The 1,667-nt window shown below is 60.0% G+C and carries 1 protein-coding gene; it reads right to left on the bottom strand.

Annotated elements, in window-relative coordinates; genetic code table 11:
• Nucleotides 1–149 precede the first annotated feature (149 nt).
• Nucleotides 150–1,547 (bottom strand): IS1380 family transposase, encoded by a 1,398-nt coding sequence (locus AC1Q61_RS32700; RefSeq protein WP_075835702.1) that lies wholly within the window; start codon nucleotides 1,545–1,547, stop codon nucleotides 150–152.
• Nucleotides 1,548–1,667: the final 120 nt, after the last annotated feature.

Genomic DNA, 1,667 nt, shown 5'->3' with positions numbered 1-1,667 from the left:
TTAGCCTGAATCCACCGATGAGCTTGTGAAAGTTGATCCGAATCGACGACACGAGCAAGAACTGTTTCCAGGCAGGGCGTGACCGCTGGTCTACCCAGCTTTTCCACGATTGACGAGTGTCGGGCCGCTGTCGGCGATTCGGTCAGATTTCAAGTGATGGGTGGCGGGCTGTACCCGATAGTGTTGGCCCACAGTCGAAGCCACACAGCGGTCCACGGCCAGTGAGTGGGCAGTCGCAGGATCGGTTTTCGTTGCGGTCGAGTCAATCGAGCGGGGATGTTGACGATCTTGCGTCGGAGCGTGGCCCCGCGGGAATGTGAATGCCGGTCGCCGGCAAGAACGCCGGTTGCCCGAAGCAGATTGTGGGCGATCGCCGCGCACAACACCCAGGCGGAGTTTGCCCCGAACTTCCCCGATGGCATGTGTGCAAGTGGCCCGTCGATGAGATCAGCGAACACGGTTTCGATAATCGCGTGCCGGCGGTGTGTGACATCTGCGTCGGCGGTGAGCCGGGTGGTGTTGGTGAAAAAGGGGTGATACCGCCAGACGGGAAACAACGTATCCGGGAATCGTGCGTCTTTGACGCGGCGCACAATCAGCCGGGCGGCGACCGGGGTCTTGGTGGAAGTGAAAGCGGTGTAAGTGGTTTCGGCGACTTCGGCATCGGAAATCCAGTCACCGGTCTCGGGGTCTCGTACCGCGCCGGGATACTTCACGGGTGTCCAGGCGTCTTCGGCAATCGAATCGATTGCCCGCGCGACGGCGGTGTTCTTGGCCATCACGACCGAGAATTCGACCTTTGAGCGCAAGCAAGCGGTCACGACGGAGCGGGTGCCGTAGGCAGAATCGCCACGAACGAGGATCGTGCCGACCGCACCCGCTTTTCGGGCGGTGACGATGGCTTGGGTGACCATCCGGCCTGCGCCTTTACCCGATGCGGCTTTGCCTGCTCGTAGCCGCATCCCGGTGATGACCGGTGCGGAATCGGCGGTGCTGAGTATCGTTGCGAGCGGTGAGAGTCCTTTGCGGAGGACCTGCTTTCCGGCGATTTTTGCATGTCCGTAGGAGGCGCCTTCTTTGGCGTGGCCGTAAACGGGGCGCAGCAGCGAATCGATGTCAATGAACGCGTGATCGACGAGTCCGGGGAGAATATCGGTGCGGGAGGCGAGTGAGATGAGGTGTTCACGCAGCACTGATTCGAGTTGGCGATTGTGCCCGAAAGTGAACTCACGCAGCAGTGTTCCGATAGTGGAGGGTGCGTAGACGTTGCCGAACAGCTCCTTCATGCCGCCGGAGCGAAGGACGTCGATGTCGTCGATGCTGTCCGCGCCCGCGCACATCCCGGCGATCAGTGTCACCAATTTTGGTGCCGGATTCGCTGCCCCGGATGCGATTTTCGTGGCGGTGATCGAGATCTTCTCGGCGAGGAGGTCCGTGAGCCTGGTCTGCTCGGCCAACGTCATCACCGGGACCAGTCCCGCGCACGAGACGATGTGGTTCTCGTTGAACACTGCGGAATCTTCGACGAACTTGTGGGACACTTTCACTGGAAGTGCCTTTCCTGAGCTGGTGGATTTGTTGCGTGAGAACTCAAATCATCCCAGTTCAGGGGGCACTTTCTTCAGTTAGACACTCCGGTCAATGGAAGTTCTATCGGTGGATTCAGG

It is taken from the genome of Rhodococcus sp. MPR-R1B, assembly GCF_058793255.1.
This window is presented reverse-complemented; position numbering and strand designations above follow the sequence as displayed.